Consider the following 24,177-nt stretch of genomic DNA (forward strand, 5'->3'; position numbering starts at 1 on the left):
GGGCCCTCTCCCTTCGTTGGGGGCTCCGCCCCTGCTCCAGGACCACCCGCAGACAAAGGGCAGCAGCCCCCGGGCGGAGATCCCTCACGTCAATGGCTTCCGTGATTGCGGAAGGGGGGTTCTAGGGGGGCGAAGCCCACCTGGCGGGGGGCCGTTGGGGGGCGGAGCCCCCCGACACGACCTGTCGGCGGCAGCCGAAAACGAAACGAGGCGTGCCCCCACAAGCACCGGCAGGCAGCCGAAAACACAAGAAGGCGTGCCCCCACAAGCGACGGGCCCCCTCCCGCGTATGCGGCCCCCCAGAGGGCGCAGCCCTCTCAGGTGCGAGGGCGCAACAATTGGCGCTGTCGAATGTCACACCCGTGACCTACGCTGCGAAGCAGATCACGCACCTGGGAGGCCCGTCAGCATGCTGCTCGACACCTACGGCCGGGTCGCCACCGACCTGCGCGTCTCGCTGACCGACCGCTGCAACCTGCGCTGCACGTACTGCATGCCGGAAGAAGGACTGCAGTGGCTCGCCAAGCCCGAGCTGCTGACGGACGACGAGCTCGTCCGTCTGATCCGCATCGCCACCACGGACCTCGGCGTCACCGAGGTCCGCTTCACCGGCGGCGAGCCCCTCCTACGCCCGGGCCTGACCAGCATCGTGGCGCGCTGCGCGGAGCTGGAGCCCCGCCCCAGGATGTCGCTGACCACCAACGGCATCGGCCTGGAGCGCACCGCGGCGGCGCTGCGCGAGGCGGGCCTGGACCGGGTCAACGTCTCGCTGGACACCCTCGACCCCGAGACGTTCCAGCGCATGACCCGCCGCAAGCGCCATGCCGACGTGCTGCGCGGCCTGGCCGCGGCCCGGGAGGCGGGCCTGACGCCGGTGAAGGTCAACGCGGTGCTGATGCCGGGGCTCAACGACCAGGAAGCCCCCGACCTGCTGGAATGGGCACTGGAAGAGGGCTATGAGCTCCGCTTCATCGAGCAGATGCCGCTCGACGCCCAGCACGGCTGGCAACGCGAGGGCATGATCACCGCCGGTGACATATTGGGGTCGTTGCGTACCCGCTTCACCCTCACCCCGGAGGGGCAGGAGGAACGCGGCTCGGCCCCCGCCGAGCGCTGGCTGGTGGACGGCGGCCCGCAGCGGGTCGGCGTCATCGCGTCGGTCACCCGGCCGTTCTGCCGGGCCTGCGACCGCACCCGGCTCACGGCCGACGGACAGGTGCGCACCTGCCTGTTCGCCACGGAGGAGTCCGACCTGCGTGCCGCACTGCGCAGCGGCGCCTCCGACGCGGAGATCGCGGCGCTGTGGCGCAAGGCAATGTGGGGCAAAAAGGCGGGCGCCGGCATCGACGACCCCTCGTTCGTCCAGCCGCAGCGCCCGATGTCGGCAATCGGCGGCTGACGCTCAACGAGGCGCCCCGCGCCCGGGCGAGGCAGCGCCCCGCGCTCAACGAAGCGAGCCCTCACCCAGCGAGCCTCCGATCCGCGGCCCGGCGACTCGGCGAGCGCGCGCTCAGCGACGCGCCCCGCGCTCAACGAAGCGACAGCCCTCACTCAGCGAGCCCTCTGATCCGCGGCTCAGCGACGCGGCTCAGCGACGCCCCCCGCGCTCAACGAAGCGCCCGCACTCGGCGACTCGGCGATCGCGCGCTCAGCGACGCGCCAGTCCGCCCTCAGCGAGCCGCGCTACCCGCCATGGCCCGACTCCCACTCGGCCAGCGGCACGGTGTCCTTCAGGAAGCCGCGGACGCCGAGGAACTTCGAGAGGTATTCGCGGTGCTCCTCACACGCCAGCCAGGTCTTGCGGCGGTCAGGGGTGTGCAGCTTCGGATTGTTCCAGGCGAGCACCCACACGGCCGGCTCACGGCAGCCCTTGGCGGAGCAGATCGGGGTGTCGGGCCCCTCGGCGGAGGGGGAGGCGGAAGGGATCACGCCTCCATCTTCCCGCACGCCCCGGACATTAAGCGACGCCGGGCAGCCACGGGGGGAGCCGCCCGGCGTCGGTCCATCGCTCCGACGGGGGATGCGGAGCGCCCCTGAAGTATGGCATGCGGGAGCGCTCGCAGTGCACCGGAACCGCAGGATTGATCTGAGGTTTTCTTGAGCTTTGTGCGAAGAGCCAGATCAACTGCGGTCGCTCGTCGTCTGGTTCGAGCCCGGCTCAGCCCCTTCCGGGGCGGTTTCGTCCTCCGCCTTCGTCACCCGCGAAGCTTCCAGCGCTTCGTGCGGAGAATCAGGCGGAACCGTCGGCGGAGCCGAAGGAGCATTCTCCCGGCCCGCGTTGGCGATCACGACCGCGATGTACGGAAGAGTCAGTCCGAGCACCAGCGCCACCACTGCCAGCGGACGCTGGACGTTCCACAACACCACGGTGAGCAGGACGGCGACCGTGCGGATCAGCATGGAGATCACATAGCGACGCTGTCTCCCGCGCACGTCTTCCTGCAGCCCCTGACGGGCGCCGGTGATCCGGAAAACCTCCGGCTGGTGCTGCTTCCGCATCACGTTTCACCACCTGCTCACCTGCCGTTCTCCGTGGCCCTGCACGGAGATCCGGACGTTTTCCACGGTACGCCTCGGGTGCGTCCGCTACGAGACCGGGGCGCTGGTCGCACCGGACCGGCCGCCCTGCGTACGACGGCGGCACGGCGGATCCGACAGGCTGCGTACCCCGGCCGGAGAGCCGGGTACGGCATGGCCCGCCCGGTCCGCCGCGCAACCTCACAGACCGCGGATCTCTGCGACCTTGCGGCCCGCCTTCAGATACACCGCGTCGGCCGCGCCGCCCTCCTGCCTGGCCATCGCGTCCCGGGCGACCTCGGCCAGCGGGCGCAGGGCCTCCGCCTCGGAGAGCACCACTGCCTGCTGCTTCTGACCGCTCTTCTCGATGATCAGCCGCAGCCCGTTCTGCTTCGCGATCCGGCGGGCCGCCGAGGCGCTCGGGGTGAACTCCAGGACCTTCGTCAGCACTGCGGCGACGCCCTCCTCGCCGTGCTCGGCCACCTCTACGGAGGGCAGCGTCTCGACGTCTGAGAAGGACTTTTTGGAGAACTGGGCCACGAAGTGGGCACGGGCCGCCATCGCGGCGGGCACTCCGTGCAGCGCCGCGGCGACCTCGCCCGCCAGGACCTTCTTCAGATCCATCGGATGCAGCGAACCCGCCTCGATCCGGGCCGTCACCTGGTCGATCTCCGCGTCCGTCCACTCGGTCCAGGCGCGCAGGTAGGGGGCCATCAGCCGGTCCGGGATCGACATGATCTTGCCGAACACCTCGTCGGGTGCGCTGCCCAGGCCCACGTAGTTGCCCTTGGACTTGGACATCTTGGCGCCCGAGCCGTCCGTGCCCTCCACCAGCGGCATGGTGACCACGAGCTGCGGCTGCTGCCCGTACGCCTCCATCACCCGGCGGCCCATCTGCAGGTTGAGCAGCTGGTCGACACCGCCCAGCTCCACGTCGCAGGCCAGCTCGACCGAGTCGAGGGCCTGGGCGACGGGGTAGAGCAGCTCGGACATCGTCAGCCCCGAGCCCTCCGAGAGCCGGTTGCGGAAGTCCTCGCGCTGGAGCAGTGAGGAGACCGGCACCTGTGCCAGCAGGCCCAGCAGCTTCGGCAGCGTGAACGGGGCCAGCCACTCGCTGTTGCGGGCGAACCGCACCTTCTCGAAGTCGAAGAAAGGCCGCACCTGCTCCTGGTAGCCGGACAGGTTCCGTGCGATGTCCTCGTCGGTCAGCGGCGGGCGTTCGGCCGTACGACCCGAGGGGTCGCCGATCTTGGCGGTGAAGTCACCGATGATCAGCGTGACGTCGTGGCCCATCCGCTGGAAGCGGCTGAGCACGATCACCGGCACCGCGTGCCCCAGGTGCACGTCTGCAGCCGTCGGGTCGATGCCCAGCTTGATGTGCAGGCCCTTGCCCTGCGCTGCCCGCTCCTCGATCCGCTCGGCGAGCTTCTCCACCGACGGCAGCAGCTCCACCGACCGCGCCCCGATCAGCTCGGCCTGCTCCTTGGCCGGCAGATCGCTCAGGTCCAGATAGCGCCGCGCCCCGGTCTCCGCGAGCAGCCGCTCGACGTTGGTGTCGGAGGAGAGGTCCTGGGCCAGCAGCTCACTGGCGCGCTGTACGGAGTCGCCGAGGCGTGTCACGTCACTGTCCTGGTGTGGTGGTTGCTGAATACGGTCACAGGAAGTCTATGCGCCTGTACTGACACCGGCCGCCCGCGGCGGATCGCCACCGCTCGCCGTCTGCAGGTCTTTCGGCCGGCGTTTCTGTAGGGACTCCACAGGAGGCCGCAGATGCCCCTGTCCGTGCCCGAGTGCTCGTGACCTGGCGGCGCCGGATAGGTTCTCTTTGCGACAGACCGCGACAGCAGAAGCAGAAAGGGTGGTCACACAGTGAGCCGCTCAGTGCTCGTGACCGGAGGGAACCGCGGCATCGGCCTCGCCATCGCCCGTGCCTTCGCCGAGGCAGGCGACAAGGTCGCCGTAACCTACCGCTCCGGAGAGCCGCCCGAGGGCTTCCTCGGCGTCAAGTGCGACATCACCGAGCCGGAGCAGGTGGAGCAGGCGTACAAAGAGATCGAGGAAAAGCAGGGCGCGGTCGAGGTGCTCGTCGCCAACGCGGGCGTCACCCGCGACCAGCTGCTGCTGCGGATGTCCGAGGACGACTTCACTTCGGTCCTCGACACCAACCTCACCGGCACCTTCCGGGTGGTCAAGCGCGCCTCCCGCGGCATGCTGCGTGCCCGTAAGGGCCGTATCGTGCTGATCTCCTCGGTCGTCGGACTGATGGGCCAGGCCGGTCAGGCCAACTACGCGGCGTCCAAGGCCGGTCTCGTGGGTTTCGCCCGCTCGCTCTCCCGTGAGCTGGGCTCCCGCAACATCACCTGCAACGTCGTCGCGCCCGGTTTCGTCGACACCGACATGACCCGTGCGCTCACCGACGAACAGCGCGAGGACATCGTCAAGCAGGTGCCGCTGGGCCGCTATGCCGCCCCGGAGGAGGTCGCCTCCTCGGTCCGCTTCCTGGCTTCCGACGAGGCCGCGTACATCACCGGAGCCGTCATTCCCGTGGACGGCGGATTGGGCATGGGTCACTGAACATGAGCGGAATCCTCGCCGGCAAGCGGATCCTTGTCACCGGCGTCATCACCGACGGGTCGATCGCCTTCCACGCGGCGAAGGTCGCCCAGGAACAGGGCGCCGAGGTCATCCTCACCGGCTTCGGCCGGCTCTCCCTGGTGGAGCGCATCGCCAAGCGGCTGCCCGAGGCCGTGCCCGTCATCGAGTTGGACGTCAGCAACCAGGAGCACCTGGACGGGCTCGCCGACAAGATCCGTGAGCACTGGGGCGCCGACGCGCGGGTGGACGGTGTCGTGCACTCGATCGCCTTCGGTCCGCAGGGCGCCTTCGACTTCCTCGGCGGGACGTGGGAGGACGTCAGTACGGCTGTGCACGTCTCGGCGTACTCGCTCAAGTCGCTCACCATGGCCTGCCTGCCGCTGATGCACGAGGGCAGTTCGGTCGTCGGCCTCACCTTCGACGCACAGATCGCCTGGCCGAAGTACGACTGGATGGGCGTGGCCAAGGCGGCCCTGGAATCAACCAACCGCTACCTCGCGCGCGATCTGGGTCCCCAGGGCATCCGCTGCAACCTCGTCTCGGCCGGGCCCATCAAGTCCATGGCCGCCAAGTCCATCCCGGGCTTCGAGGAACTGGCCGACGTGTGGAACCACCGCGCCCCGATCGGTTGGGAACTGTCCGATCCGGACCCGGCCGGCCGCGGCGTCGTCGCCCTGCTGTCGGACTTCTTCCCCAGGACCACGGGTGAGATCGTCCACGTCGACGGCGGCGTCCACATGATGGGAGCGTAGTCCGCTTCGCGTACTCCAGGGGGAGTGAGGGCTGAGCCCCCACACCTCGACTACAGCGCGCCGTGGCCCCATTCCGCCGTATGGGAGGCCGCCTCCTTGGAGGCGGCCTCCGCGTCCTGTGCGCGGATGGCCTCCAGCAGCCGGGTGTGGTCCATGTAGTTCTCCGGGCGCAGCTCCTCGCCGACGTCCTGCCGGAGATAGGCCCGCAGCACCTCGCCGAGGTCGGCGTACACCGCCGCCAGCACCTCGTTGTGGGAGGCCGAGACCACACCCATGTGCAGGCTCCGGTCGGCGTCGATGAAGTGCTCGACGTCGCCCGAGTCCCATGCCGCCTCGCGGCGTTCCAGCAGTCCGTCGAGCTGCTGCACGTCGGCAGCCGTACGGCGGCGTGCCGCCAGCCGTGCGCCCGCCGTCTCCAGCGCGGAGCGCAGCTCCGCCACATGCCGCAGATCGGCACCGGCGAACCTGCGGTGCATCACCCCGGCCAGCTCGCTGGTCGCCACCACATAGGTGCCCGAGCCCTGCCGGATGTCCAGCAGCCCGTTGTGCGCGAGGGCACGCACCGCCTCCCGCACCGTGTTGCGGGCCACGCCGAGCTGCTCGACCAGTTCCGACTCGGTCGGGATACGGCTGCCCACCGGCCACTGGCCGGCGGTGATCTGCTGCCGCAGCGTCGCGATCACCTGGGCGGCCAAGGGGGCCCGATGGGGGGCGGAGAGCGCGGGAAGCGAGGGAGGGGCAATTGATTGGCGAGCATTCATCCCATGATTCTATGATGGGCGGCATGGCATTGGCAGACGACGACAGCAGGAATTCCGCAACCGCCGCCGACGTGGGGACCCGCACCGCCCCCGAGCACCCCGCCGGGATCCAGACGCCGCCTCCCGAACTCGGAGCCGAGGGTCCCGCCGTGCCTCGCTGGCTGGTCGGCCTCGTCGCCGCCGGACTGGTGATCGCGGCGCTCAACCTGCGCCCCGCCATATCCGGGCTCGGCCCGCTGCTGGAGGAGGTACGGCACGGGCTGCACATGAGCGGGACCGTCGCGGGACTGCTGACCTCCGTGCCGCCGCTGTGCTTCGCCGTGTTCGGCGGTCTGGCTCCCCGGCTGGCCCGCCGCCGCGGCCCGGCCCCCGTCGTGCTGGCCGGCATGGTCGCCATCACCCTCGGGCTCGTTCTGCGGCCGCTGGCGGGCGGTACCGCCACCTTCCTGGCCGCCACCGCGCTAGCCCTCGCCGGGATCGCGGTGAGCAACGTACTGATGCCCGTCATCGTCAAGCACTGGTTCCCCGACCGGGTCGGCTCCATGACGGGGCTCTACTCGATGGCGCTCGCCCTGGGGACCGCCGGTGCCGCCGCCGTCACCGTGCCGATGACCGACGCGCTCGGCGGCAGCTGGCGGATCGGCCTGGCCGCCTGGGCGGTGCCGTCCGCCGTAGCCCTCGTCCCATGGGCAGTGATCTCCCGGAACCACGCGGCCCGCACACCCGAGCCGGAGGCCGCACAGGAAGCCGCCCCCGGGACGGCCGAGGGTGCCGTGCCTGCGCTGCGTATCACCAAGTCGCCCACCGCCTGGGCGCTCGGTGTCTTCTTCGGCCTCCAGGCGTCCGCCGCCTACATCACCATGGGCTGGCTGCCGCAGATCTTCCGCGACGCCGGGGTCTCGGCGTCGGCGGCCGGTGTGCTGCTCGCGGTGACGATGGGCATGGGTGTCCCGCTTTCCTTCGTCCTGCCGAAGCTGGCCGCCCGGATGCGGCATCAGGGTCCGTTGGTGCTCGCGCTCGGCGTCTGCGGCCTGGTCGGGTACGCGGGCCTGTGGCTCGCGCCTGCGGCCGGTGCCTGGGCGTGGGCCCTGGTGCTGGGCGTCTCCAACTGCGCCTTCCCGCTGGCCCTCACCATGATCGGCATGCGTTCCCGGTCCAACGCGGGCGTCGTCAAGCTCTCCGCCTTCGCGCAGAGCACCGGCTATCTGATCTCCATCCCGGGCCCGCTGCTCGTCGGCTCGCTGCACGACCTCAGCGGTGGCTGGCACGGGCCGCTCCTGCTGATGACCGCGCTGATGCTCGCGCAGATGGCGACGGGCCTGCTGGCGGGCAGGGACCGGGTCATCGAGGAAGGACGCTGAGTGCGACACTGGCTCACATGCCAGTGCTCGAACCGAATCCCCCGGAACCGCGGAAGAAGCTCCTGCTGATCTTCGGCGCGATGATGGCCGTCACCGTCGTCATCGGCGTGATCGCCAGCATCGCCGCCGGCTGACACCCCCTCCACCGCGGCCCCGGCCCGCCCGCCGTGGGGTGTAGCTGGCACCACCATCCCCTAGGGGGCTGGCGTCAGGGGTAACTGGGTGGCTCACCGGATGGGATCGCTCTCTCGTCCTCCGTACCGTCGAGATACGAGACGGACGAGAAGGACCAGCACCCCCCACCGAATCCGGAGGCGAGACCATGACGGCCCCCGCGCACCTCACATCGGACCGGAGCCGGAACCGCCCGGCCCCGGGCGCCGCACAGCCGAGGCGGTCGGAGGCGGCGCAGACGCGGCTGCCCTGGTGGGGAGTGCTGCTCCCGATACTCGGCTTCGCTCTGCTGCTGGTCCTCCTGATGGGCGGGGGACAGGCGGACGCCGCCCAGCGTGCAGCCGACAGCCCGCTGCTGTCCTTCCTCACCCATCTGTGGGGTTCCCTGCTGGGCTGAGGCGGTCCTGGGCCGTCCCGGTGACGGGGGAGCGGTAGGGGTGAGCGGCGCATCACCGTGCGTCACTTATAGGGAACCGACCGTCCAACACCCCGCGCCTGACAGCGCGTTTCATGCGAAGCTGGGACACATGAGCGTCGATGTGCCCCGCAGTATCGTCCTTCTCCGGCACGCCAAGGCGGACTGGCCCCAGGTGGCGGATCATGAGCGGCCCCTCGCCGAGCGAGGCCGCCTGGACGCCCCCGCGGCGGGCGAATGGCTCGCCGGTCAGGGCATCACCCCGCAACTCACCCTCTGCTCGACAGCGACCCGCACCCGCGAGACGTGGAAGCTGGTCGTCTCCCATCTCCCCCAGCGACCCAAGACCGTCTACGAGGAGCGTCTCTACGAGGCGCCGCCCGGCCAGATCATCGAGGTCATCAACGAAGTCGCCGACGACGTGCGGGACTTGCTGATCATCGGCCACAACCCCGGGATGCAGTCGGTCGCCGACGTGCTTGCCGGGGCCGCCGACCAAGAAGCGCAGGAGCGGATGGCCCGCGGCTTCCCCACGGCCGCCGTCGCCGTCCTGCGCTACACCGGCTCCTGGAAGTCGGTGGAGCCGGGCAGCGCGGAGCTGACCCGCTTCTGGTCACCGCACGAGTGAGGCAACCGGCCGCGGCCGGACCGAGGGAGCTCAGACTCTCTCGATCGGTCCCTCGGGCCCGTCCGCGGCCTCGACCTCTTCGCGCGTGATGCCCAGCAGATAGAGCACCGTGTCCAGGAACGGCACGTTCACCGCCGTATGGGCGGCCTCCCGCACCAACGGCTTGGCGTTGAAGGCGACGCCGAGGCCCGCGGTGTTCAGCATGTCCAGGTCGTTGGCGCCGTCACCGATGGCGACCGTCTGCGCCAGCGGCACCCCCGCCTCATCGGCGAACCGCCGCAGCAGCCGCGCCTTGCCCGCGCGGTCGACGATCTCCCCGGTGACCCGCCCCGTCAGCTTGCCGTCCACGATCTCCAGCGTGTTGGCGGAGGCGAAATCCAGCCCCAGCTCCTCCCGGAGCGCGTCCGTCACCTGTGTGAAGCCGCCGGAGACGACACCCACCTGGAAGCCGAGCCGCTTGAGCGTACGGACCAGGGTGCGTGCCCCCGGGGTGAGCCGTACCTCCTCGCGCACCTTGTCGACGACCGACACATCGAGTCCCGCCAGCAGTTCGACCCGCGCATGCAGCGACTCCTCGAAGTCCAGCTCGCCGCGCATCGCCCGCGCCGTCACCTCGGCGACCTCGGCCTCGCAGCCCGCATGGGCCGCGAACATCTCGATCACCTCGTCCTGGATGAGGGTGGAGTCCACATCCATCACCACCAGCCGCTGCGCCCGCCGCTGGAGCCCCGAGGCGACGACGGCCACATCGACGCCGTACTTCGCGGCCTCCAGCGCCAGGGACGTACGCAGCAGCGCCGTCTCCGTGCCGGAGACGTCGAACTCGACAGCGAGGACCGGATATTTGGCGAGCCGGAAGATGCGGTCGATGTTGCCGCCCGTGGAAGTGATGCTGGCCGCTATGGCGGCGGTCGACTCCGCGGTGAGCGGATGGCCCAGCACGGTGACGTGCGAACGTCCGGTGCCGCGGGGCCGGTTGTCGCCCGTACCCGAGATGATCTCGGCGGTCAGGCCCATCGACTCGGCCCAGCTGTGCACGGTCGCGCGCAGCTCGCCCTCGGTGCCGGTGCCGGCGCCGGGCGAGGTCACCAGGGCGCACAGGGTGATACGACCACGGGTGACGAGCTGCTCGATATCGACGACCTCGACAGCGAAGGCCGCGAGGGTGTCGAAGAGCCCGGCGGTGATGCCGGGCCGGTCCTTGCCGAAGATCTTGACCAGCAGGGTCGGGGTCTCGGCGTACGACGGAGGCTGGGCCACAGGTGCGCTCATGGTCCTCTCACACTACCGCCGCCCGGCCCGGAACCCCTGGTGGGGCCCGGCCGCGCCTTGGGGCCCTGGCCTGCTCCGCACCGCCCTTGTCCGTATCAGTCGGGATCGGTGGCGATCCGTGGCGGCATCCGCAGCTGGGTCCGTTTCCCTCCGACATTCCCTGGCCGGAACGGTCACAGCCTGGTCCCTAGTGCTGGCCCGGCTTCCTGTCGGGCGGCCGAGCCTGAAATAGTTCCTCACGATGTTCGCCATCCCTAGACTCCCTCTCCGAAGGGGGTACCTCGGGGGACAACTTTGTGGGGCATGGAGTGCCGGAACTCGTATTGGAATTGAACGGACAGACCTGGACGCTCGATCAGTCCAGGGCCTATACCCTCGGCCGCGATCCGCAGGGAGATGTGGTGATCGAGGACGCCAGGGTCTCCTGGCGGCATGCCACGGTGCGCTGGGGAGGGCGCGCCTGGGTCATTGAGGATCACGGCAGCACCAACGGCACGTATGTGCAAGGGCGGCGGATCCAGCAGCTGGAGCTCGCCCCCGGCATGAGCGTCCATCTGGGCAACGCCACCGACGGCCCGCGGCTCGGCTTCTCCGGCGGGGCGGGCAGTGGCCAGGCGCCGGTTGCCGACATGTACGGCGGTCAGACGGCGCCCCAGCATCAGCAGGGCCAGCATCAGCAGCAGGGCCGGCACCAGCAGCCCGGGCAGCCCCAGGCGGCACAGGCCGCCGCCCAGCACGGCGCCCCGACCCAGCAGCCGCAGGTCGGCGGCCAGGGCGGTCCCGGCTGGGGCCAGCAGCCCCAGCAGCCGCAGCCGGGCTGGCAGCAGCAGGCCCCCCAGATGCCGCAGCAGATGCAGCAGGCGCCGCCGCAGCAGTACGCGCAGCAGCCACCTCAGCAGCACATACCGCAGCAGGGCGGTCCCGGCCCGCAGGGCATGGGCGGTCCCGGTGCCGGCGGCCCCGGCGGAGCGCCCGGCGGTCAGGGCGGCGGAGGCCAGGCAGCGGGCGACCGCAGCCCGACCAGCTTCCACCAGCTCTCCCTCGGCCGGGTGATGCGCATCGGCCGTGCGCTGGAGAACGAACTGGTCGTCTCCGACCTCCAGGTCTCCCGGAACCATGCGGAGTTCCACGCCTCGCCCGACGGCCGCTGCGAGATCCGCGACCTCGGCAGCCACAACGGCACCTACGTCAACGGCCAGCCGATCCCCAAGTCCGGCACCGTGGCCATCGGGCCGCAGGACATCGTCGGCATCGGACATTCCACCTTCCGGCTGGTCGGCGACCGGCTGGAGGAGTTCGTCGACACCGGCGACGTGTCCTTCTCGGCCCGCCATCTGACGGTGAAGGTCGACGGCGGCAAGGTCATCCTCAACAACGTCACCTTCGGCGTACCCGAGAAGTCGCTGATCGGCGTGATCGGCCCGTCCGGCTCCGGGAAGTCCACGCTGCTGCGGGCGCTGACCGGATACCGCCCGGCGGATGTCGGCGAGGTCCTCTACGACAACCGGAACCTCTACAAGCAGTTCGCCGAACTGCGGCAGCGCATCGGCCTCGTCCCGCAGGACGACATCCTGCACAAGGAGCTGAAGGTCCGCACCGCGCTGCGCTACGCGGCCAAGCTGCGCTTCCCCGGCGACGTCGCCGAGGCCGAGCGCAACGCCCGGGTGGAGGAGGTGCTGGCCGAGCTCAAGCTCGACATCCACGCGGACAAGCGCGTCACCTCCCTCTCCGGTGGTCAGCGCAAGCGCGTCTCCGTCGCTCTGGAGCTGCTCACCAAGCCGTCGCTGATCTTCCTGGACGAACCCACCTCGGGCCTCGACCCCGGCATGGACCGTGACGTCATGCAGCTGCTGCGCGGCATGGCCGACGACGGCCGTACGGTGCTCGTCGTCACCCACTCGGTGGCCGAGCTCCAGCTGTGCGACAAGCTTCTGGTGATGGCGCCGGGCGGCGGCGTGGCCTACTTCGGCCCGCCCGAGGAGGCGCTGAACTTCTTCGGCTACGACTCGTGGGCGGACGTCTTCTCCGCCTTCGAGAACTACCGCGACTACGACTGGATGGGCCGCTGGCAGGGCTCGCAGCACTACCAGATGTACGCGGCCGACCTCGACCAGCAGGTGCCGCAGCAGGACCCGTACGCGGCCCAGCAGCAGGCGATGCAGCCGACCAGGCTCCAGAAACCGCAGAGCTGGGGCAGCCAGCTGTGGACGCTGATCAGACGCTATGTCTCGGTGATCTCCGCGGACCGCTCCTTCCTGGTGCTGTCCTTCGTCACCCCGGTGCTCCTCGGCCTGGTCAGCACAGTGATGCCTTCCGACTACGGTCTGACGGCACCAGCCCGCAAGACCAACGGCGACGCGGGCTCCATCCTGCTGATCCTCTCCATCGGCGCCGGCTTCTCGGGTGCGGCCAACTCGGTCCGTGAGCTGATCAAGGAACGGGTCATCTACGAACGGGAACGGGCCACCGGGCTGTCCCGGTCGGCCTATCTGATGTCGAAGGTGATCGTCCTTACCGTGGTCGCCGCCATCCAGGGCGTGCTGATGTGCGCCGTGGGCTTCTACCCGCGCGACCTCCCCGAGGAGGGCCTGCTCGCCTCCAACCCGGCCATCGAGATGGCTCTGGTGATGATCGCGCTCGGCGGTACCTCGATGATGTGCGGCCTGATCATCTCCGCGCTGGTGAAGACCTCTGAGAAGACGATGATCCTGCTCGTCCTCTTCGCGGTCGTCCAGGTCGTCTTCACCGGTATCCTCTTCAAGCTCTTCGACAACCCCGGCGTGGAGCAGCTGGCCTGGCTGATGCCGTTCCGGTGGGGGATGGCGGCCCTGGGTACGACGATCGAGCTGGGGCGCCTGATGCCGCAGGACGACAAGGACCCGACCAACACCGATCCGCTGTGGGACCACTCGCTGGACCAGTGGACGATGGACGTCGGCATCCTCGTCGCGATGGGTGTCGTGTGCTACTTCGTCGTCCTCCGGCTGCTGCGCCGCCACGAGCCGGAGATCATGCGCAAGTGAGCGCCTGACCGGCTGAAGTGCAGAGTGGGGCTCCCTCGGGCGAGGGGGCCCCTTCGGCGTTCGCGGGCTGCGGCTTGCGTTGTGGCTTGTCGCGCAGTTCCCCCGCGCCCCTGACGGGGGCGCAGCCCCGATGCCGGGTACGCAAGATCCGTGCGGCACGCCCGTGCACCGTCCGGGTCGGGCGGCTGGGCCGTCGGACCTAGGACCACCGGCCCGCACCACCCCTGGCCACGGCCCGATCCCGCGCCGGCGGCAGCGCGAGTACGGTGACCAGCATGGTCCCCCGCTCCGGGCTCGCCGCCGTCAGCGCGGCGCTGCTCGCCATGAACCGCCGGCTCGAGGTGCGTGACGTCCTCCAGACGATCGTCGCCTCGGCCCGGGATCTGCTCGATGCCGAGTACGCGGCGCTCGGCGTACCCGACGACCACGGCGGCTTCGCCCAGTTCGTCGTCGCCGGGGTCAGCGAGGAGCAGTGGAAGGCCATCGGCCCACTGCCGCGCCAGCACGGCATCCTCGCCGCGATGCTGCACGACGCCACCCCGCAGCGCCTCGCCGACGTCCGCAAAGACCCCCGTTTCGGCGGCTGGCCCGCCGCACATCCCAAGATGGCCGACTTCCTCGGCATGCCCATCGCCGACGGCGAGCAGGTGCTCGGTGCCCTCTTCCTCGCCAACAAGCGCTGCGCCTCGGGCTCGCAGGAGCAGCAGCGCCCGGCCTCCCGGGGACGGGCGTGTGCCTTCACCGAGGACGACGAGGAACTGCTGCGGCTGCTCGCCCAGCACGCCGCCATCGCGCTCACCAACGCACGCCTGTACGAGCGCAGCCGCGAGCTGACCATCGCCGAGGAGCGCACCCGCATCGGCCATGAACTCCACGACGCGGTGGCCCAGAAACTCTTCTCCCTACGTCTGACGGCGCAGGCGGCCACGGCCCTGGTGGACCGCGATCCGGAGCGGGCCAAGGCCGAACTGCACGAGGTGGCCCGGCTGTCCGGCGAGGCGGCCGACGAACTGCGGGCCGCCGTCGTAGAACTGCGGCCGGCCGCGTTGGACGAGGACGGCCTCGTCGCCACCCTGCGCACCCAGGCCCAGGTGCTGGACCGCGCCCACAGCGCCGAGGTGGACTTCCTGTGCGAGGGCGTCCGCGCGCTGCCCTCGGCCCAGGAGGAGGCCCTGCTGCGCGTCGCCCAGGAAGCGCTGCACAACGCTCTGCGGCACGCGGACGCCTCACACGTCCGTGTTGCCCTCGTCCGCCACGGCCCGTCCGTGGTCCTCACCGTCACCGACGACGGCACGGGCTTCGATCCGGGTGCCGTGCGCTCGGCGGGCCGCCACCTCGGCCTCGTCTCGATGCGCGACCGGGCCTCCGGCGTCGGCGGCACGCTGACCGTCCAGTCGGAGCCCGGCAAGGGCACAGTTGTCGAATTGGAGGTGCCCGGTGGCTGACCCGATCCGTGTGCTGCTCGTCGACGACCACCAGGTCGTACGGCGCGGGCTGCGCACCTTTCTCGAGGTGCAGGACGACATCGAGGTCGTGGGGGAGGCGTCGGACGGCTCCGAGGGCGTGGCCCGCGCCGAGGAACTGCGGCCAGACGTGGTCCTGATGGACGTCAAGATGCCGGGGACCGACGGCGTCGAGGCGCTGCGGACGCTGCGCGAACGCGGCAACCCGGCCCGGGTACTGATCGTCACCAGCTTCACCGAACAGCGCACCGTCGTCCCCGCCCTGCGCGCCGGTGCCGCGGGGTACGTCTACAAGGACGTCGATCCAGAGGCGCTGGCCGGTGCCATCCGCTCGGTGCACGCAGGCCACGTACTGCTGCAATCCGAGGTTGCCGGGGCGCTGCTCAGCGACGACCAGAGCAGCGGCGCGGGCCGCGGCCCCTCGCTGACCGAGCGGGAACGCGAGGTGCTCGGCCTGATAGCCGACGGCCGCTCCAACCGCGAGATCGCCCGCGCGCTCGTGCTGTCGGAGAAGACGGTCAAGACCCACGTCTCCAACATCCTGATGAAGCTCGACCTGGCCGACCGCACCCAGGCGGCCCTGTGGGCGGTCCGCCACGGGGTCACCGGCTGAGGGGGTGACGGCATGACGGGAGGGGACGAGGCAGGAATCGGCCTGAAGTTCAGCTCCGGGCGGTAATTCATACCGTCGTGTGGTCGTCATCTTTTCCGCGCACCCTCCCGGCAGATGCTCCGTTCTCCATGGCGTGCCCGCGGCGGTCGGCCGCGGCACTGTTCAGCAGATCCACAGGGAGAACACCCCATGAACACTGCCAAGAAGGCCGCTCTCGTCATCGCCGCCGCCGGCGTCGCGGCCGGTGCCTCCGCCGGTTCCGCGCTCGCCCACAGCTCCGGCGCGCAGGGCAAGGCCGTGAACTCGCCGGGCGTCGGCTCGGGCAACCTGGTGCAGGTGCCGGTCGACGTCCCGGTGAACGCCGACGGCAACTCGGTCAATGTCGTGGGTGTCCTCAACCCCGCCTTCGGCAACATCGCGCACTAGCGGACCGCGAGGCCATGACACCGGGAGGCCGGGCGACGCCGTTCAGGCCCGTCCGCCCTCCCGCCGCCGCTCCAGCTCCTCCGCGTAGGCGTTGTACGCCGCCACCTGCGCACGCCGCGCCGTCCGCTCCACCGGCCGCAGTGCCTCGGCGCGGGCAGCCATCTCCGCGGCACTCACCGCACCCCCGTGCTCCCTCCCGTCACCGGCGCCACTTCCGTCGCCGTACGCGATCGACACCAGCGCCCCCACCCGCTGCGCCAGCTCCAGCACCCGTACGGCGCGCGGCGGATAGCCCGGCGCCAGCAGCTGCCTGCCCGCCTCCATCCGCGCCCGGTACGCCTCCAGCGCCGCTTCGGCCACCGGACCCGAGCCCGCCACATCGAGCCGGGTCAGCACCTCGGTGGCCTCCCGCATCGCCTCCGCCAGTTCCCGCTCGGCCTCCGCGAGCGAAGGCACGTCGGCAGGCGGAGCCTCCCGTACGGGCAGGCACTCCCACAGCACCTCCGTATGCACGTCCTCGGGGTCCGCGTCCGCCGGTCCCGCCTCGTACACCTCCGGCACCAGACCGAGAGCCGTGCCGTGCACCAGCACCGCCTCCTCGGCCTCCAGCGCCCGCGCGTTGAACTCCGGCGGCCCGCTCAGCCCCAGCGGATGCCCCGGCACCGGCAGCGCCACCCGCAGCCCGACGGCACCCAGCGACCGCAGCCGGCCCAGCGCCAGCGTCAGCCCCACCGGGTCGTCGTCTCCCGGCAGCACCACGCGGTGCCGCGCGTCCTGTGCCGCGATGCGTTCGGCAGCCTCGTCCGGCGAGACGAGTCCGGCGAGCAGTGCGTTTCCCCAGGCGGCCAGCCGCCCCGAACGAGGTTCTGTGAGCATGAACCAAGCCTAGGGAACAGGCGTCGTACACGGTGGCGTAGGTTTTCCCCTGGGGAATGTGCCCACAGGCACCTAAACGCGACTGCAATAGGAGACAACGCGCTCATGAGCGAAGTACTGGAGCTGGTGGACGTATCCGTGGTCCGCGACGGACGTGCTCTGGTGGACGATGTCTCCTGGTCGGTGAAGGAGGGCGAACGCTGGGTCATCCTCGGCCCCAACGGCGCGGGCAAGACGACCCTGCTCAACATCGCTTCCAGCTATCTGTTCCCGACCTCCGGCACCGCCGCCGTTCTCGGTGAACGCCTCGGCAGCGTCGACGTGTTCGAGCTGCGTCCCCGCGTCGGCATGGCCAGCATCGCCATGGCCGAGAAGCTGCCCCGCCGCCAGACCGTGCTGGAGACCGTGCTCACCGCTGCCTACGGCATGACGGCGCACTGGCATGAGAGCTACGACAAGGTCGACGAGGACCGTGCCCTGGCCTTCCTCGACCGGCTCGGCATGTCCGACTATCTCGACCGCAAGTTCGGCACCCTCTCCGAGGGCGAGCGCAAGCGCACCATGATCGCGCGCGCCATGATGACCGACCCCGAACTGCTGCTCCTGGACGAACCCGCGGCCGGGCTCGACCTGGGCGGGCGCGAGGACCTCGTACGCCGCCTCGGACGGCTCGCGCGCGACCCTTACGCGCCCTCCATGTTGATGGTGACCCACCATGTCGAGGAGATTCCGCCGGGCTTCACTCACGTTCTGATGCTCCGCCAGGGACGGGTGCTGGCAGCAGGACCGCTGGAGACCGAACTGACCTCCCGTAACCTCTCGCTGTGCTTCGGCCTGCCGCTCGTCGTCGAGACGCAGAACGGCCGTTGGACCGCGCAGGGCCTGCCGCTGCGCTGAGCGTGCGCCTACCATGGCCATGTGGACGCATGGGTCGGGTGGCTGGTAGCCGCCGCAGCGCTGGGGATTCCGCTCATCATCACAGCCATGCCCGAGTTCGGCATGCTGGCGGTGGGTGCGGTAGCGGCCGCCGGGACGGCCGGAATCGGCGGTGGCCCGGTCGCCCAGGTCATCGTCTTCGCGATCGTCTCCACGGCACTGATCCTGGTCGTACGACCCGTCGCACGCCGGATGCGTACCGAACGCCCCGCCCTGGCCAGCGGGATCGACGCGCTCAAGGGCAGACAGGCCGTGGTGCTGGAGAAGGTCGACGGGGACGGCGGCCGCATCAAGCTCGCCGGCGAGATCTGGTCAGCTCGTGCACTCGATTCGGACACAAGCTACGAGCCGGGCAGTCAGGTGGATGTGGTCGAGATCGACGGCGCCACCGCTGTCGTGATGTGATGGCAATGAGCAACCGCACACGGGCAGTAACTCTTCAGGCAGCGTCTTTTCAAAGCATGCAGGGGGCAAGGCCATGGACGCCATCATCATCGTCCTGATCATCCTGGTGGTGCTTGTCTTCATCGCACTCATCAAGACGATCCAGGTCATCCCACAGGCGAGTGCGGCGATCGTCGAGCGTTTCGGCCGGTACACCCGGACTCTCAACGCGGGCCTGAACATTGTGGTTCCCTTCATCGACACCGTCCGCAACCGTGTCGACCTCAGGGAGCAGGTCGTCCCCTTCCCCCCGCAGCCGGTGATCACCCAGGACAACCTCGTGGTGAACATCGACACCGTCATCTACTACCAGGTGACGGACGCCCGTGCGGCCACCTACGAGGTCGCCAGCTACATCCAGGCGATCGAACAGCTCACCGTCACCACCCTGCGCAACATCATCGGCGGCATGGACCTGGAGCGGACGCTCACCTCGCGCGAGGAGATCAACGCGGCCCTGCGCGGCGTGCTCGACGAGGCCACCGGCAAGTGGGGCATCCGCGTCAACCGCGTGGAGCTGAAGGCCATCGAGCCGCCGACCTCCATCCAGGACTCGATGGAGAAGCAGATGCGCGCCGACCGTGACAAGCGCGCCGCGATCCTCCAGGCCGAAGGTGTCCGCCAGTCGCAGATCCTCACCGCCGAAGGTGAGAAGCAGTCCGCCATCCTGCGCGCCGAAGGTGAGTCCCGCTCCGCGGCCCTGCGCGCCGAAGGCGAGGCCCAGGCGATCCGCACGGTCTTCGAGTCCATCCACGCCGGTGACCCGGACCAGAAGCTGCTCTCCTACCAGTACCTCCAGATGCTCCCGAAGATCGCCGAGGGCGACGCCAACAAGCTCTGGATCGTCCCCAGCGAGATCGGCGACGCCCTCAAGGGCCTCGGTGGCGCCCTCGACAACTTCCGCCCCGACTCCGGCGGCAACGGTGCCAACCGCGGCGGCACCCCCACCCCGCCCAGCGTCCCCAAACCCCCGCGCGAGCAGCCCCCGCTCGACTCCTGACGGAACGGCGCCGCTGCAAGAGCAACAGCCCTCGTCCAGCAGCCGGACCATCGCACACAGACGCAGCCCCTTCGGGCATGATCAGTGCACTGACGCCGATCACCGAAGGGGCTGACGCGTGACCGTATGGGAGGCCGTGGCCGTCTGTGCAGCAGGCATCGGCGCGGGAGGCATCAACGCCATTGTCGGTTCCGGCACCCTGATCACCTTCCCCGTGCTGCTCGCCGTCGGCCTGCCGCCCGTGACCGCCAACGTCTCCAACTCGCTCGGTCTCGTCCCCGGCTCCATCAGCGGAGCCATCGGCTACCGCAGGGAGCTGCGCGGCCAGGGCCGCCGTCTCCTCAGGCTCGGCACCGTCGCGCTCCTCGGCGGCCTGGCGGGCGCGATCCTGCTGCTCACCCTGCCCTCCAGCGCGTTCGACACCATCGTCCCGGTGCTCATCGCACTCGCCCTGGTCCTCGTCGTCCTCCAGCCCCGGCTGGCCGCCGCCGTCCGCCGTCGCCGCGAACGGGAGAACAGCAGCGCCCATCCGCACGGCGGCATCCCCCTCCAGGGCGGCATGCTGCTCGCCAGCGCCTACGGCGGCTACTTCGGCGCCGCCCAGGGCGTCATCTACCTGGCCCTGATGGGCCTGCTCATCCCTGACGACCTGCAGCGCATCAACGCCGTCAAGAACGTGCTCGGCGCCGTCGTCAACGGCACAGCGGCCGTCTTCTTCCTCTTCGTCGCCGACTTCGACTGGACGGCCGTGCTGCTGATCGCGATCGGCTCAGCAGTCGGGGGCCAGCTCGGCGCCCGTATCGGACGCAAACTGGCCCCCGGAGTGCTACGCGGCGTCATCGTGGCAGTCGGCCTCGTAGCGATCGTGCAGCTCCTGCTGCGCTGAGCGGCGGGTCGGGGCTGCGCCGCCCCCGTCGCTCACGCCGTGGCCGGCAGCGACAGCCACTCCGGCAGCGTCTCGCCCTCCTTGAGCCCCAGTGCCAGCAGCAGCGCGTCGGCCGGAGTCGGCTCGAACGGCTTGACCAGCAGCTTCATCCCCGCCTGCCCCGGCGTCCGGTCCGCCTTCCGATGGTTGTCCGCCGCACACGCCGCGACCGTGTTCAGCCAAGTGTCCCCACCGCCGTGCGAACGCGGAACGAGGTGATCCACCGTGGTCGCCCGGCGCCCGCAGTACGCACACCGATGCCGGTCCCGCACCAGGACGCCCCGCCGCGACCACGGTGCCCGTTGTCGAAAGGGCACCCGGACATACCGGCAGAGTCTGATCACTTGAGGCACCGGAAGCTCCACCTGCGCCGCACGCACCCGCAGACCGGGATGCGACTGCTCGACCACTGCCTTCTCCCGCATCACGAGCACGACCGCCCGCCGCAGCGACACCGTCGACAGCGGCTCGAAGCTCGCGTTCAGTACCAGCGTCTCCCGCATCCCGACCGCCTCCCCTTCTCCCGTCTCAGCCCGCGCGCACCCGCGCCGGGGTGGCACCAACTGTGCCGCTGTCCACGTGGACCGACAACGCAATTTCCCCAGGCTGTACAGGAAATGAAGCACCCGGGAATGCCAGGTCACAGGGGGCGGAAAAGGATCACGGAGGGACAAATCGCGGAGAATTCCCGGGGGAGAAAGCAAGAGAAGGAAGCGGGAGAAGAGGCGGGCGGACAACAGTTACCCGCAGCCAGGACCGAAGGCAGCCGGCGCGGTCGCCCGGCGCTCGGCCGGACTCCGGCAGACAGCGGCGCCGATCAGCGCCTGCCGCCCCCGCGCGCGGTGATGTACCGCGCCACGGTGCCGACTGCCCTCATACACGTTGCGCCGCGCAGGGAGCGCGGCGCAACGGAATTCTTCGGGACAGGCCCGCAGGATCAGCTCTCAGCGGGGACCTCGTACTCGCCGATCAGCTGGCCCCGCGCCAGTGTGTGGAAGCGCAGGTTGAACCCGACGAAGGCAGGCGTCGCCTCGGCTTCCGGACCGAGCTTCTCGGTGTCCACCGCGTACACGGTGAAGACATAGCGGTGCGGGCCGTCCCCAGGCGGCGGCGCGGCCCCGCCGAAGTCCCGCGTCCCGAAATCGTTGCGCACATGCACGGCCCCTTCGGGGAGCCCCTTCATCTCACCCGTACCGGCCCCGGTGGGCAGCTCGGTCACCGAGGCGGGGATGTCGAAGACGGACCAGTGCCAGAACCCGCTGCCGGTCGGCGCGTCCGGGTCGAAGCACGTCACGGCGAAGCTCTTGGTCGCCTCCGGGAAGCCCTCCCAGCGCAGGTGCGGCGAGGTGTTCCCCTCCGCGTACACCTGTGCGGAACCCAGATGGCCGCCGTCCGCCAGATCGTTGCTCACCACGCGGATTGACGGCACCGGGGGGTGGAAGTCATGGGGGAGCGGGCGCCGTTGCTGGTCGGTCACGTCGGGAACCTCCTCGTCACGCGAATCGCTGCAACGGCCAGCCTAACGATCCGGACAGCCTCTCTTTGCCACCATGACGGGGTGCGACAGCACACCCCGTACACCCCAGCCCTGTGCCCGCAGCCGTCAACGCCATCAGGTGAGTGACCACGACGAGACCCCGAAGCGGTGGTGCCGACCATGACCAGCCCCGTGGACCTGCCCGAGCTGCCCCAGGCCGACCTCCCCGGCCTCTTCGACGACTCGGTGCCTCCCGGCGTCTACCGGTTGCCCTCGGTGGGCCCCGATGCCCTGATGCAGGCGGACGCGGCAGGCTGGTTCGGTGCGGTCGTGGACCTGACCGGCGTCGGCAACAAGGCCGACTTCATGGAGCGTTGTGCCACCGGTCTGGAGCTGCCCGACTACTTCGGACGCAACTGGGACGCGCTCGCCGACCTCCTCACCGACCTGTCCTGGTGGGGCAAGCCCCGCGGCTATCTGCTGCTGGCCACCGGCTGGTCGGAGTTCGAACAGGCCGATCCAAAGGACGCCGCCGCCGCGGCGGAGGTCTTCACCGCGGCGGTCGGGTTCTGGGCGGTACGCGAGACCCCGCTCACCATCCTGCTGGGCTGAGCGGGGTCCCGGCGACGCTCTCCGCCGGTCTCGGACAGAGGGTTCCCGGCCTCAGAACCAGTTCCGCTTGCCGCCGACCTCGGCCAGCCACTGGTTGAGGTACCCGGTCCAGTCCGTCTGCTGGTAGGAGTCGAAGTCCACCGGGAAGGCGCGGAAGGTGTCACTGCCCTCCGAGAACAGGCCCGGCTTCTTGTCCATCTCCAGCACCACATCCATTCCCTGCGAGTCCGCGACGAACGACAGCTCGACCTGGTTGAGCCCCCGGTACTGCTGCGGCGCGTGGAACTCGATCTCCTGGTAGAAGGGCAGCTTCTGCCGCGTGTTGCGGATGTGCCCCTTCTCCATGTCCGCCGACTTGAAGCGGAACCCGAGCTGCCCGAAGGCGTCCAGGATCGCCTGCTGAGCCGGCAGCGGGTGGATGTCCACCGGGTCGAGGTCGGTCGAGTCCAGCGCCCGCGCGATCGCCAGCTCGGTGGTCACCCCTATCTGCATGCCGCGCAGCTGCTGCCCCAGGAACGTGGTGATCGGCGTCTCCCACGGCACCTCGAGGCTGAAGGGCACCACATGCGACTCCCCCTCGTGCAGGGTGAGCTCCCCACCGAGCCGCTGGGTGCCGAACTCGATGTTCTGATGCGCCTCCCCGTCGTTCGTCTCCACCTCGACCCGGGCCTGGAGCCCCACCGACAGGGACTGAATCTCCTGAGCGACCGAGCCACCTTCTATCCGCACCTCGCCCTGCACCACACCACCGGGCACGGCGTGCGGCTCGTGCAGCACCGTGTCGACCGAGGCGCCGCCCATCCCCATGCTCGCGAACAGCTTCTTGAAGCCCATCCCCTTGTCCTCCCCTTTCGGCTTCCCCAAGGGGGAAGCATGAACGGTTCTTGTACGCTCGGACGGCATGATCGCAGGCCGAGACCGCAAGCCCAGCACGACCAGCGGTGATGCGCACCTACCCCGAGCCTTCTTCGACCGTCCTGTCCTGGATGTCGCCCCCGACCTTCTCGGATGCGTCCTGGTACGCACGACGACGGAGGGCCGCATGCGGTTGCGCATCACGGAGGTCGAGGCGTACGCGGGCGAGGCCGACCCCGGCTCCCACGCCTACCGCGGCAGGACCGAACGCAATGCTTCGATGTTCGGTCCGCCTGGTCACGCATACGTCTACTTCATCTACGGCATGTGGTTCAGCCTCAACCTGGTCTGCGGTCCTGAGGGGCAGGCGAGCGGTGTACTGATCCGCGCCGGCGAGGTGCTGGAGGGAGCGGAGCTGGCGCGGCAGCGCCGCCCCAAGGCCCGCCGAGACCTGGAACTGGCCAAGGGCCCGGCCCGCCTGGCCACCGCGCTCGCCGTGGACCGAGAGCTGAACGGCACCGACGTCTGCTCTCACGACGACTCCGCCCCGCTGAGTATCCTCGCAGGTGAGGACGTGGACCCCAGGGCCGTGAAGAGCGGTCCGCGGACCGGCGTCGGCGGCGACGGCTCCCATTACCCCTGGCGCTTCTGGCTCGTCGACGACCCGACGGTGAGCCCGTACCGGCCGCACAAGCCCCGGAACCGTCGGCCTTCGCTTGACGCAAGCCGACCCACCGCCTAACGTTGGACGAGTCGCTGGAAACGGGACGGCTTGCCACGGGCCTGAAGGCCCAGTGAGAGCGGCCCCCGGAAGCGAACATCACTACCTACGACGTACCCCAGAATCGGGGTCACTTTCGGTACGCCGAAAACTGACTCCGAGGACTCGATTAGGAGTCTCCGGGGAAACGCGCTAACGTAGTGGACACCGAAAGGGCAAACGTCCGGAGAAGCCGGTGAGACGGTTTCGAAGGAAGCGTCCGTTCCTTGAGAACTCAACAGCGTGCCAAAAGTCAACGCCAGATATGTTGATACCCCGGCCTGTCGGACAG

General features: G+C 69.9%; 26 protein-coding genes. 17 read left to right on the forward strand and 9 right to left on the reverse strand.

What is annotated here, in order from left to right:
• Nucleotides 1–409: 409 nt before the first annotated feature.
• Entirely contained in the window at nt 410–1,399 is a 990-nt protein-coding gene (gene moaA / locus ACTWP9_RS15465; protein WP_443246700.1) for a GTP 3',8-cyclase MoaA, read from the forward strand.
• A 284-nt stretch (nt 1,400–1,683) separates the two neighbouring features.
• Here moaA and ACTWP9_RS15470 read toward each other — a convergent pair whose 3' ends face one another.
• The 3 genes from ACTWP9_RS15470 to tyrS all read right to left on the reverse strand — a co-directional run bounded on the left by ACTWP9_RS15470 (nt 1,684) and on the right by tyrS (nt 4,137).
• Nucleotides 1,684–1,929, reverse strand: a complete 246-nt coding sequence (locus ACTWP9_RS15470; RefSeq protein ID WP_443246701.1) for a hypothetical protein — start codon at nt 1,927–1,929, stop codon at nt 1,684–1,686.
• 192 nt (nt 1,930–2,121) lie between these two features.
• Complete coding sequence (locus tag ACTWP9_RS15475; protein ID WP_443246740.1) at nt 2,122–2,499, reverse strand: DUF3099 domain-containing protein; 378 nt, start codon at nt 2,497–2,499, stop codon at nt 2,122–2,124.
• A 219-nt stretch (nt 2,500–2,718) separates the two neighbouring features.
• Complete coding sequence (gene tyrS, locus ACTWP9_RS15480; RefSeq protein ID WP_443246702.1) at nt 2,719–4,137, reverse strand: tyrosine--tRNA ligase; 1,419 nt, start codon at nt 4,135–4,137, stop codon at nt 2,719–2,721.
• 249 nt (nt 4,138–4,386) lie between these two features.
• On the opposite strand from tyrS, the gene fabG reads away from it, so the two are divergent.
• Complete coding sequence (gene fabG / locus ACTWP9_RS15485; protein WP_443246703.1) at nt 4,387–5,091, forward strand: 3-oxoacyl-[acyl-carrier-protein] reductase; 705 nt, start codon at nt 4,387–4,389, stop codon at nt 5,089–5,091.
• A 2-nt stretch (nt 5,092–5,093) separates the two neighbouring features.
• Nucleotides 5,094–5,864: an enoyl-ACP reductase FabI gene (gene fabI, locus ACTWP9_RS15490; protein WP_443246704.1), complete on the forward strand. Its 771-nt coding sequence runs from the start codon at nt 5,094–5,096 to the stop codon at nt 5,862–5,864.
• A gap of 50 nt (nt 5,865–5,914) precedes the next feature.
• On the opposite strand, the gene ACTWP9_RS15495 is transcribed toward fabI, so the two are convergent.
• Complete coding sequence (locus ACTWP9_RS15495; RefSeq protein ID WP_443246705.1) at nt 5,915–6,625, reverse strand: FadR/GntR family transcriptional regulator; 711 nt, start codon at nt 6,623–6,625, stop codon at nt 5,915–5,917.
• Nucleotides 6,626–6,648: 23 nt separating this feature from the next.
• Between ACTWP9_RS15495 and ACTWP9_RS15500 the strand changes: the two genes are divergently transcribed.
• The 4 genes from ACTWP9_RS15500 to ACTWP9_RS15515 all read left to right on the forward strand — a co-directional run bounded on the left by ACTWP9_RS15500 (nt 6,649) and on the right by ACTWP9_RS15515 (nt 9,203).
• Nucleotides 6,649–7,986: a CynX/NimT family MFS transporter gene (locus ACTWP9_RS15500; protein ID WP_443246706.1), complete on the forward strand. Its 1,338-nt coding sequence runs from the start codon at nt 6,649–6,651 to the stop codon at nt 7,984–7,986.
• A gap of 17 nt (nt 7,987–8,003) precedes the next feature.
• Complete coding sequence (locus tag ACTWP9_RS15505) at nt 8,004–8,120, forward strand: SGM_5486 family transporter-associated protein (RefSeq protein ID WP_254693415.1); 117 nt, start codon at nt 8,004–8,006, stop codon at nt 8,118–8,120.
• A gap of 188 nt (nt 8,121–8,308) precedes the next feature.
• Nucleotides 8,309–8,557 (forward strand): hypothetical protein, encoded by a 249-nt coding sequence (locus ACTWP9_RS15510; RefSeq protein WP_443246707.1) that lies wholly within the window; start codon nt 8,309–8,311, stop codon nt 8,555–8,557.
• A gap of 130 nt (nt 8,558–8,687) precedes the next feature.
• Nucleotides 8,688–9,203, forward strand: coding sequence for a SixA phosphatase family protein (locus ACTWP9_RS15515; protein WP_443246708.1), 516 nt, complete (start codon nt 8,688–8,690; stop codon nt 9,201–9,203).
• Between the two features lie 30 nt (nt 9,204–9,233).
• Here the strand turns inward: ACTWP9_RS15515 and serB are convergent, their stop codons facing one another.
• Nucleotides 9,234–10,475, reverse strand: a complete 1,242-nt coding sequence (serB, locus tag ACTWP9_RS15520; RefSeq protein WP_443246709.1) for a phosphoserine phosphatase SerB — start codon at nt 10,473–10,475, stop codon at nt 9,234–9,236.
• A 296-nt stretch (nt 10,476–10,771) separates the two neighbouring features.
• Here serB and ACTWP9_RS15525 point away from each other — a divergent pair, with 296 nt between their 5' ends.
• The 4 genes from ACTWP9_RS15525 (at nt 10,772) to ACTWP9_RS15540 (ending at nt 16,000) form a co-directional block, all read left to right on the forward strand.
• Nucleotides 10,772–13,498, forward strand: a complete 2,727-nt coding sequence (locus ACTWP9_RS15525; protein ID WP_443246710.1) for an FHA domain-containing protein — start codon at nt 10,772–10,774, stop codon at nt 13,496–13,498.
• A 275-nt stretch (nt 13,499–13,773) separates the two neighbouring features.
• Complete coding sequence (locus tag ACTWP9_RS15530; protein WP_443246711.1) at nt 13,774–14,943, forward strand: GAF domain-containing sensor histidine kinase; 1,170 nt, start codon at nt 13,774–13,776, stop codon at nt 14,941–14,943.
• A complete protein-coding gene (locus tag ACTWP9_RS15535; protein WP_443246712.1) occupies nt 14,936–15,574 on the forward strand; it encodes a response regulator in 639 nt (212 codons plus the stop codon). Before ACTWP9_RS15530 ends, ACTWP9_RS15535 begins: the two co-directional genes overlap by 8 nt.
• A gap of 189 nt (nt 15,575–15,763) precedes the next feature.
• Complete coding sequence (locus tag ACTWP9_RS15540) at nt 15,764–16,000, forward strand: chaplin (protein WP_443246713.1); 237 nt, start codon at nt 15,764–15,766, stop codon at nt 15,998–16,000.
• A gap of 42 nt (nt 16,001–16,042) precedes the next feature.
• On the opposite strand, the gene ACTWP9_RS15545 is transcribed toward ACTWP9_RS15540, so the two are convergent.
• Nucleotides 16,043–16,876, reverse strand: a complete 834-nt coding sequence (locus ACTWP9_RS15545) for a hypothetical protein (protein ID WP_443246714.1) — start codon at nt 16,874–16,876, stop codon at nt 16,043–16,045.
• A gap of 105 nt (nt 16,877–16,981) precedes the next feature.
• Here ACTWP9_RS15545 and ACTWP9_RS15550 point away from each other — a divergent pair, with 105 nt between their 5' ends.
• The 4 genes from ACTWP9_RS15550 to ACTWP9_RS15565 all read left to right on the forward strand — a co-directional run bounded on the left by ACTWP9_RS15550 (nt 16,982) and on the right by ACTWP9_RS15565 (nt 20,142).
• Complete coding sequence (locus ACTWP9_RS15550; RefSeq protein ID WP_443246715.1) at nt 16,982–17,773, forward strand: ABC transporter ATP-binding protein; 792 nt, start codon at nt 16,982–16,984, stop codon at nt 17,771–17,773.
• A gap of 21 nt (nt 17,774–17,794) precedes the next feature.
• Nucleotides 17,795–18,217, forward strand: coding sequence for an NfeD family protein (locus ACTWP9_RS15555; RefSeq protein ID WP_443246716.1), 423 nt, complete (start codon nt 17,795–17,797; stop codon nt 18,215–18,217).
• A 73-nt stretch (nt 18,218–18,290) separates the two neighbouring features.
• On the forward strand, nt 18,291–19,256 hold the full coding sequence (locus ACTWP9_RS15560; RefSeq protein ID WP_443246717.1) for an SPFH domain-containing protein: 966 nt from the start codon (nt 18,291–18,293) through the stop codon (nt 19,254–19,256).
• Between the two features lie 118 nt (nt 19,257–19,374).
• A complete protein-coding gene (locus tag ACTWP9_RS15565; protein ID WP_443246718.1) occupies nt 19,375–20,142 on the forward strand; it encodes a sulfite exporter TauE/SafE family protein in 768 nt (255 codons plus the stop codon).
• Nucleotides 20,143–20,174: 32 nt separating this feature from the next.
• On the opposite strand, the gene ACTWP9_RS15570 is transcribed toward ACTWP9_RS15565, so the two are convergent.
• A complete protein-coding gene (locus tag ACTWP9_RS15570; RefSeq protein ID WP_443246719.1) occupies nt 20,175–20,684 on the reverse strand; it encodes an HNH endonuclease in 510 nt (169 codons plus the stop codon).
• Between the two features lie 434 nt (nt 20,685–21,118).
• On the reverse strand, nt 21,119–21,658 hold the full coding sequence (locus ACTWP9_RS15575; RefSeq protein WP_443246720.1) for a YbhB/YbcL family Raf kinase inhibitor-like protein: 540 nt from the start codon (nt 21,656–21,658) through the stop codon (nt 21,119–21,121).
• Between the two features lie 180 nt (nt 21,659–21,838).
• Between ACTWP9_RS15575 and ACTWP9_RS15580 the strand changes: the two genes are divergently transcribed.
• Nucleotides 21,839–22,270: a barstar family protein gene (locus ACTWP9_RS15580; protein WP_443246721.1), complete on the forward strand. Its 432-nt coding sequence runs from the start codon at nt 21,839–21,841 to the stop codon at nt 22,268–22,270.
• Nucleotides 22,271–22,321: 51 nt separating this feature from the next.
• On the opposite strand, the gene ACTWP9_RS15585 is transcribed toward ACTWP9_RS15580, so the two are convergent.
• A complete protein-coding gene (locus ACTWP9_RS15585; protein WP_443246741.1) occupies nt 22,322–23,104 on the reverse strand; it encodes a sporulation protein in 783 nt (260 codons plus the stop codon).
• 67 nt (nt 23,105–23,171) lie between these two features.
• Here ACTWP9_RS15585 and ACTWP9_RS15590 point away from each other — a divergent pair, with 67 nt between their 5' ends.
• Entirely contained in the window at nt 23,172–23,867 is a 696-nt protein-coding gene (locus ACTWP9_RS15590; protein ID WP_443246722.1) for a DNA-3-methyladenine glycosylase, read from the forward strand.
• Nucleotides 23,868–24,177: the final 310 nt, after the last annotated feature.

This window comes from Streptomyces sp. 3N207 (genome assembly GCF_052246355.1).
Lineage (GTDB): Bacteria > Actinomycetota > Actinomycetes > Streptomycetales > Streptomycetaceae > Streptomyces.

What these genes read in the sequence shown, in the direction of transcription:
- ACTWP9_RS15585 (WP_443246741.1), bottom strand. Translation starts at nt 23,104, where the DNA reads ATGGGCTTCAAGAAGCTGTTCGCGAGCATGGGGATGGGCGGCGCCTCG.
- ACTWP9_RS15560 (WP_443246717.1), top strand. Translation starts at nt 18,291, where the DNA reads ATGGACGCCATCATCATCGTCCTGATCATCCTGGTGGTGCTTGTCTTC.
- moaA (WP_443246700.1), top strand. Translation starts at nt 410, where the DNA reads ATGCTGCTCGACACCTACGGCCGGGTCGCCACCGACCTGCGCGTCTCG.
- ACTWP9_RS15495 (WP_443246705.1), bottom strand. Translation starts at nt 6,625, where the DNA reads ATGAATGCTCGCCAATCAATTGCCCCTCCCTCGCTTCCCGCGCTCTCC.
- fabI (WP_443246704.1), top strand. Translation starts at nt 5,094, where the DNA reads ATGAGCGGAATCCTCGCCGGCAAGCGGATCCTTGTCACCGGCGTCATC.
- ACTWP9_RS15540 (WP_443246713.1), top strand. Translation starts at nt 15,764, where the DNA reads ATGAACACTGCCAAGAAGGCCGCTCTCGTCATCGCCGCCGCCGGCGTC.
- serB (WP_443246709.1), bottom strand. Translation starts at nt 10,475, where the DNA reads ATGAGCGCACCTGTGGCCCAGCCTCCGTCGTACGCCGAGACCCCGACC.
- ACTWP9_RS15515 (WP_443246708.1), top strand. Translation starts at nt 8,688, where the DNA reads ATGAGCGTCGATGTGCCCCGCAGTATCGTCCTTCTCCGGCACGCCAAG.
- ACTWP9_RS15550 (WP_443246715.1), top strand. Translation starts at nt 16,982, where the DNA reads ATGAGCGAAGTACTGGAGCTGGTGGACGTATCCGTGGTCCGCGACGGA.
- ACTWP9_RS15475 (WP_443246740.1), bottom strand. Translation starts at nt 2,499, where the DNA reads ATGCGGAAGCAGCACCAGCCGGAGGTTTTCCGGATCACCGGCGCCCGT.
- ACTWP9_RS15580 (WP_443246721.1), top strand. Translation starts at nt 21,839, where the DNA reads ATGACCAGCCCCGTGGACCTGCCCGAGCTGCCCCAGGCCGACCTCCCC.
- ACTWP9_RS15505 (WP_254693415.1), top strand. Translation starts at nt 8,004, where the DNA reads ATGCCAGTGCTCGAACCGAATCCCCCGGAACCGCGGAAGAAGCTCCTG.
- ACTWP9_RS15510 (WP_443246707.1), top strand. Translation starts at nt 8,309, where the DNA reads ATGACGGCCCCCGCGCACCTCACATCGGACCGGAGCCGGAACCGCCCG.
- ACTWP9_RS15545 (WP_443246714.1), bottom strand. Translation starts at nt 16,876, where the DNA reads ATGCTCACAGAACCTCGTTCGGGGCGGCTGGCCGCCTGGGGAAACGCA.
- ACTWP9_RS15530 (WP_443246711.1), top strand. Translation starts at nt 13,774, where the DNA reads ATGGTCCCCCGCTCCGGGCTCGCCGCCGTCAGCGCGGCGCTGCTCGCC.
- ACTWP9_RS15590 (WP_443246722.1), top strand. Translation starts at nt 23,172, where the DNA reads ATGATCGCAGGCCGAGACCGCAAGCCCAGCACGACCAGCGGTGATGCG.
- ACTWP9_RS15500 (WP_443246706.1), top strand. Translation starts at nt 6,649, where the DNA reads ATGGCATTGGCAGACGACGACAGCAGGAATTCCGCAACCGCCGCCGAC.
- ACTWP9_RS15570 (WP_443246719.1), bottom strand. Translation starts at nt 20,684, where the DNA reads ATGCGGGAGACGCTGGTACTGAACGCGAGCTTCGAGCCGCTGTCGACG.